Here is a 5,820-nt window from a genome sequence, read left to right on the forward strand (position 1 = left end):
CGCGGGCCCGCCCCGGCCGGCCTCGGGCGGGGCATCGCCCCGCCGGGGAAACGGACGGTGGACGGAGACTACTCGGCGGCAGTCTCGGTCTCGGCCGGGGCCTCGGCCGGAGCCTCGGTCGCGGCGGCCTCGGCCGGCGCCTCGGTCGCGGCAGCCTCGGCCGGCGCCTCGGTCGCGGCGGCCTCGGCCGGCGCCTCGGCGGCGCCCTGCTCGGCGGCGCCCTGCTCGGCGGTGTGCTGCTCGAGGAGCTCGCGCTCCCACTCGGCCAGGGGCTCCGCGGCCTGCTCCGATCCACCGGACTTCTTGTTGTGGCGCTCCATGAGGCCCTCGGCGACGGCGTCGGCGATCACGCGGGTCAGGAGGTTGACGGAGCGGATGGCGTCGTCGTTGCCCGGGATCGGGAACGCGACCTCGTCGGGGTCGCAGTTGGTGTCGAGGATCGCCACGACGGGGATGCCGAGCTTCTGGGCCTCGTCGACCGCCAGGTGCTCCTTCTTGGTGTCCACGATCCAGACCAGGGACGGGGCCTTGGTCAGGTTGCGGATGCCGCCGAGGGTGCGCTCCAGCTTCTCCTTCTCACGACGCAGCAGCAGCAGCTCCTTCTTGGTGTACTGCGAGCCGGCGACGTCGTCGAAGTCGATCTCCTCGAGCTCCTTCATGCGCTCGATGCGCTTGGAGACCGTGGCGAAGTTGGTCAGCATGCCGCCGAGCCAGCGGTGGTTCACATAGGGCATGCCCACGCGGGTGGCCTGCTCGGCGATGGCCTCCTGGGCCTGCTTCTTGGTGCCGACGAAGAGGATGGTGCCCCCGTGGGCGACGGTGGTCCTGACGGCCTCGTAGGCGCGGTCGATGAAGGACAGCGACTGCTGGAGGTCGATGATGTAGATGCCGTTGCGCTCGGTGAAGATGAAGCGCTTCATCTTCGGGTTCCAGCGCCGGGTCTGGTGGCCGAAGTGGACGCCGCTGTCGAGGAGCTGGCGCATGGTAACGACGGACATGTCGTCTCCTAGTTCTCGTGCAGGAGGGCGCGCGACGACGCCCGGCCCGCGGGTACGGTTATCGGCTGCGTCCGGCGGACGAGCCCCTGGCGCAGCGGCGAGCGGACGGGTCCGCTGCCAGGCCGCCGACCGCACCCCGCCGGGACGGGGAACGCGGACCGGGGCGACCGGACCGGGACAGGAGATCCCGGTGGCGCTGCGCGCGAAGTCAGACCGCTCGCCACCGCACCGCCGCATCCGGCGGGAGGCCGGGTCCGGTTCGGTGCCGTGGGCACGCCACGAGCGCGCAGAGAGCAGACTGCGGTGTCGAGTGTACTACAGGGGTCCGGTCGGAACTGCACAGCGCCGTGGCAGCCGGGCCCCGGGCCGATCCCTCCACACCGCGGTCCGGCCCGTGCCGGTCGCCGCTCACCGCGGCCAGGGTGGGAACATGCCCGCCGCCGCCTCCGCCCGGTCCGCCGTCGTCGCGATCCTGCTGCTCTCGGCCTGGGTTCCGGCCCCGCTCCCCGCCACGGGGGCCGAGGGCTGGAGCTGGCCGCTGTCGCCGCGGCCGGCCGTCGTGGGCGAGTGGACGCCACCGGCCCAGCGGTGGTCGAGCGGCCACCGCGGCGTGGACCTCGGCGCGGTGGCCGGGGCTGCGGTGCGCTCCCCCGCCGACGGGACCGTGAGCTTCGCGGGGTTCGTGGTGGACCGGCCGGTGCTCACGGTCGATCACGGCGGCGGGCTGCGCTCGAGCTTCGAACCCGTCGAGTCACCGCTCGTCCGGGGGCAGCGGGTGCGCCGGGGCCAGGTCCTGGGCGTGGTGCGCGGCCGCGACCACTGCCGGGAGGGGACCTGCCTGCACTGGGGCGTGCGACGCGGCGACGACTACGTCAATCCCCTCGCGTTCGTGGGCGAGCTCGAGCCCTCGGTGCTGCTCCCGGTCCCGGCGGAGCTGCGGACGGCGGCTCAGCCCTGGTCGTCCTGATCCCCGCCGAGCTGCTGCTCGGCCTCCTCGGCGCCCTGCTCGATCTCCTGCTGGAGCCGCTCGGCCCCCTCCTCCGCGTCCTGCTGGAGCCGCTCGGCCCCCTCCTCCGCGTCCTGCTGGAGCCGCTGAGCCCCCTCCTCCGCGTCCTGCTGGAGCTGCTCGGCCCCCTCCTCGACCTGCTCCCTGCCCTGTTCGACGTCCTGTTCGGCGTCCTCGGCGGTCAGGTCGCAACCCGTCAGCGCGGCCAGCGCCAGAGCGGCGGCGGACAGGGGACCCCACAACGTGCGACGGCTCATCTCCGCATCCCTTCGGTCGGTCTCGGTGTCTCCCGCGGTCGGGAAGTCCAGTGCACCACACCGGTGGGAACCGCGCACCCGCCCCGACGAGCACACCCCTCCCCCCGTGCTCGGGGAGGAGGGGTGGTGGGTAGGGCCGGTGGGGCTTGAACCCACGACCGAAGGATTATGAGTCCTCTGCTCTGACCAGCTGAGCTACGGCCCCGTGCCGGGAACGGGCCCGGCGGCGCAGGACAACGTTACCGCACCAGGGCGGCCAGCCGTCCGCGCAGCCGGCGCGGCCTGAGGGCCCGCCGCGGAACGGGCTCGGGATGCTCGCCGCGGTAGATCCGCAAGAAGGTCTCCACGGTCCGGGGGAAGCTGTGCTGCGCGACCTTGCGGCGGCTCTCGCGGCCCATCCGCTCACGTTCCCCGGGCGGGGCGTTCAGCACGCGGGCGAGCCGGTCGGCCAGTTCCCGGGCGTCCCCGGGGGCGAAGAGCCACCCGTTGACGCCGTTCTCGGCCAGGTGCGGCAGGGCGCGCGCGTCGGCCAGGACGACCGGGCGGGAGGCCGACATCGCCTCGAGGGTCACGAGGGACTGCAGCTCGGCGGTGCCCGGCTGGCAGAAGACGTCCGCCCGCAGGTACGCCTCCCGCAGCCGATCGTCGGGGACGTAGCCCAGGAAGTGCACCCGGTCGGCCACGCCGAGGGCGCGTGCCAGCTTCTCCAGCGCGGCACGCTGCTCGCCCTCACCGGCGAGCTCCAGGTGCGCGCCGAGCTCCGCGGGCAGCAGGGAGAGCGCCTCGATGAGCACGTCGACGTTCTTCTCCACGGCGAGCCGGCCCACGAACAGGACCGTCGGGTGGACGCCGTGGCGCGGCGCCTCGCCGACGTGGGCCTCGTAGTCGGAGATCCGGATCCCGTTGGAGACGGGCAGCACCGTGTCGGGGAAGCCGTTGAGGACCATGGTGCGCACGGCCAGCGGGGTGGGAGCCGTCACCACGTCGCAGCCTCCCAGGACGTGCACCATGTCCCGCCACGAGACGCGGCGGTACCAGTCCAGGAACCACTGGGGGAACGGCAGGAACGGCTCCAGGTTCTCGGGCACGAAGTGGTTGGTGCCGACGAGGCGGATCCCCCGGCGGCGGGCCTCGCGCACGAGCAGCCGGCCGAGGATGTAGTGGCACTGGACGTGCACCACGTCCGGACGGACCTCGTCGAGGATCCGCCGGATCTCGCCCTTGACCTGCCAGGGCAGGCACATCCTGAAGTACGGGTGGGTGAACGCCCGGTGGGAGCGCATCCGGTGCTCCGTGACGCCGTCGTCGTCGCGCACCTGGGACGGTCCCGGGTCGGGACGTGCACACACCGTGTGCACGCGGTGCCCCCTCTCGTGCAGGCCCCGGGCGAGGCGGTGCGTGAACTGCGCGCAGCCGTTGACGTCCGGCGGATACGTCTCCGCGCCCAGCAGGACGGTCAGGGCTCGATCGGTTGTCGTGGTCTCGGCGCTCAAGCGTGGCTTCCCGGTCGATCGTGTGCGGCTCGGTCGTGTGCTGCGGGCGGGTGGCCCGGTGCCGCTCCGTCCCGCCCCGCGAGCGCGGCGCGACGGGCCAGGACCTCCGGGTGGTGCTGCGAGAGCACGGCGACCCCGACTATAGCAATCGCACCGGCCGCGGTCATGAGGACGCCGCTGAGCACGGAGAACCCCGGCCCCGCCTCGCCGAGGACCAGCAGGCCCAGCAGGACGCCGACCATGGGGTCCAGCACGGTCAGGCCGGCGATCACCAGGTCAGGGGGCCCTCCGGCGAAGGCGTTCTGGACGAACCATCCGCCCAGCACGGCCGCGGCGGCGGCGGCCGTCACCGCCACCCAGCTGACGTCGTCCAGGGGACCACCCGGGCTGCCCTGGATCCGTGTCAGGACCAGGCGGACCAGCACCGCCACGAACCCGTAGAGCATGCCGGCGCCGACCACGTAGAACGTGCTGGTCAGACCGCGGCGGAACAGCACCGCTGCGACCGTCAGGACGCAGACGAGCACCACGAGCATGACGACCACCGTGCGCTCGGCCCACTGCGAGATCCGTTGGGCGGGGTCGGTCGCGACCACCGCGGACGTGACGAACACCGCCCCGCCCACGGTGCACAGCACGATCGAGGTCCAGGTGCGCCGGTTGAGGCGCAGCTTCCGGTGCCGGGCGTGGAGCAGGGCGGTGATCACGAGCGCGACGACGCCGATGGGCTGCACGACGGTGACGGTGGCCAGGCCCAGGGCGGCGATGTTGAGCACGGTGCCCAGGCCCAGCAGGGCCAGGCCGAGCAGCCACCGGGGGCTGCGGAGCAGGACGGGCAGGGCACGGAACCGGAGCCGCCCGTGAGCCCGGTCGGCCACCGCGCTGCCCTGTTTCTGCGTCCCGACGGCCAGGCACAGGGCCGCGAGCAGGGCGAGACCCACGGCCAGCCACTGGCTCACCACGCGCTCCGACCTCTCCTCACGCCTCGGAGTCTACCGAGGCGTGGGTCCGGGCAGCCGCCCGTGACCCGTGCACGGAGGGTGAACGCACGGCGAAGGCCCGGAGGCAGCGCGGGCTTCCGGGCCTTCGAACCGCCGACCGGAGCCTTTCAGCGGAACAGCTTGCGGAGGAGGACGACGAAGGCGCTGCCGGCGACGGCCAGGACGGTCAGCGGCTGCCAGCGCTCGCCCAGGCCCGGCCCGCCGGATCCCGCGGAGCCGCCCGTGGCCAGGAGACCTTTGACGTCCCGGGGCGTGGTCTTCACTGTGTGGCTCGTGCGGTCCACGAAGCCCTTGGTGGTGGACTGGATGGTCTGCACGCGGCCCTGGACGTCGTCGCGCAGGGTCTTGAGGTGCTCGCGGCGCAGCTTGAGCCGGTGCCGCAGCTGCTCCTCGGTGGGGGCCGGAGGCTTCTGCCGCGCCGGGTCCTGGGCCGCCTCGCGCTTCTCCTGCTCCTTGCGCTCGCGGGCCAGCTGCTCCTCGCGCTGGACGCGCCCCTCGGTGTAGGCGGAGCCCTCCTTGACGACGCCGAGGTCGTACTTGACGCCGAAGACGGCCTTCCGCGGCACCAGCGGGAGGGCCTTCTTGATGGTGGAGACCCCGATGAGCGCCGCGACCGCCAGGACCACGAGGAAGAGCACCGCGAGCAGCAGGGCCGCGAGCCAGGCCGGCATGACCTGGGCCAGGCCCGCGATGGCCGCACCGACCAGCGCGATGGTGGCCAGCAGCAGGAAGACCAGGCCCACGACGACGAAGGCCGCGCCCTTGCCGATCGTCTTGGCCTTCTCCGTCAGCTCCATCTTGGCGAGCTGGGCCTCGTCCTTGAGCTGCTTGGGCAGCAGCCGCCCGAGGACCTTGACGACGTCCAGGATCGACGCCGCGCCGGGCTCGGACCGTCCCGGGCCCGCTCCCGAGGTGCCGCCCGTGCTGGGGCCTACCGAGTGACTCATGCCCGCCTCCGTTGAATCTGGGAAAGTACGTGGACTGAGCACCAAGCTACCACTGGGCTCCCGAGGCGGAGGCGCACGCGGCGGAGGCGTGGCCGGTCCTGGCACGCGGGGGGTGCCC

At 73.2% G+C, this 5,820-nt stretch carries 6 protein-coding genes and 1 tRNA gene; 1 reads left to right on the plus strand and 6 read right to left on the minus strand.

Annotated elements, in window-relative coordinates; genetic code table 11:
- Nucleotides 1-68: 68 nt before the first annotated feature.
- Complete coding sequence (gene rpsB, locus ACH9EU_RS17780; protein WP_396415238.1) at nt 69-998, minus strand: 30S ribosomal protein S2; 930 nt, start codon at nt 996-998, stop codon at nt 69-71.
- 430 nt (nt 999-1,428) lie between these two features.
- On the opposite strand from rpsB, the gene ACH9EU_RS17785 reads away from it, so the two are divergent.
- Entirely contained in the window at nt 1,429-1,965 is a 537-nt protein-coding gene (locus ACH9EU_RS17785) for a peptidoglycan DD-metalloendopeptidase family protein (protein WP_396415239.1), read from the plus strand.
- Here the strand turns inward: ACH9EU_RS17785 and ACH9EU_RS17790 are convergent.
- The 5 genes from ACH9EU_RS17790 to ACH9EU_RS17810 all read right to left on the minus strand — a co-directional run bounded on the left by ACH9EU_RS17790 (nt 1,947) and on the right by ACH9EU_RS17810 (nt 5,702).
- Entirely contained in the window at nt 1,947-2,261 is a 315-nt protein-coding gene (locus ACH9EU_RS17790) for a hypothetical protein (protein WP_396415240.1), read from the minus strand. The genes ACH9EU_RS17785 and ACH9EU_RS17790 overlap by 19 nt on opposite strands.
- A 131-nt stretch (nt 2,262-2,392) precedes the next feature.
- Nucleotides 2,393-2,466 (minus strand) — tRNA-Ile (locus tag ACH9EU_RS17795).
- A gap of 34 nt (nt 2,467-2,500) precedes the next feature.
- Complete coding sequence (locus ACH9EU_RS17800; protein WP_396415241.1) at nt 2,501-3,754, minus strand: glycosyltransferase; 1,254 nt, start codon at nt 3,752-3,754, stop codon at nt 2,501-2,503.
- The gene (locus ACH9EU_RS17805; protein ID WP_396415242.1) at nt 3,751-4,716 is read right to left on the minus strand and encodes a DMT family transporter; all 966 of its coding nucleotides are present in this window, start codon (nt 4,714-4,716) and stop codon (nt 3,751-3,753) included. Before ACH9EU_RS17805 ends, ACH9EU_RS17800 begins: the two co-directional genes overlap by 4 nt.
- A gap of 146 nt (nt 4,717-4,862) precedes the next feature.
- Nucleotides 4,863-5,702: a phage holin family protein gene (locus ACH9EU_RS17810; RefSeq protein WP_396415243.1), complete on the minus strand. Its 840-nt coding sequence runs from the start codon at nt 5,700-5,702 to the stop codon at nt 4,863-4,865.
- Nucleotides 5,703-5,820 lie beyond the last annotated feature (118 nt).

This window comes from Kocuria rhizosphaerae, from assembly GCF_044462265.1.
Taxonomy (GTDB): Bacteria; Actinomycetota; Actinomycetes; order Actinomycetales; family Micrococcaceae; genus Kocuria; species Kocuria rhizosphaerae.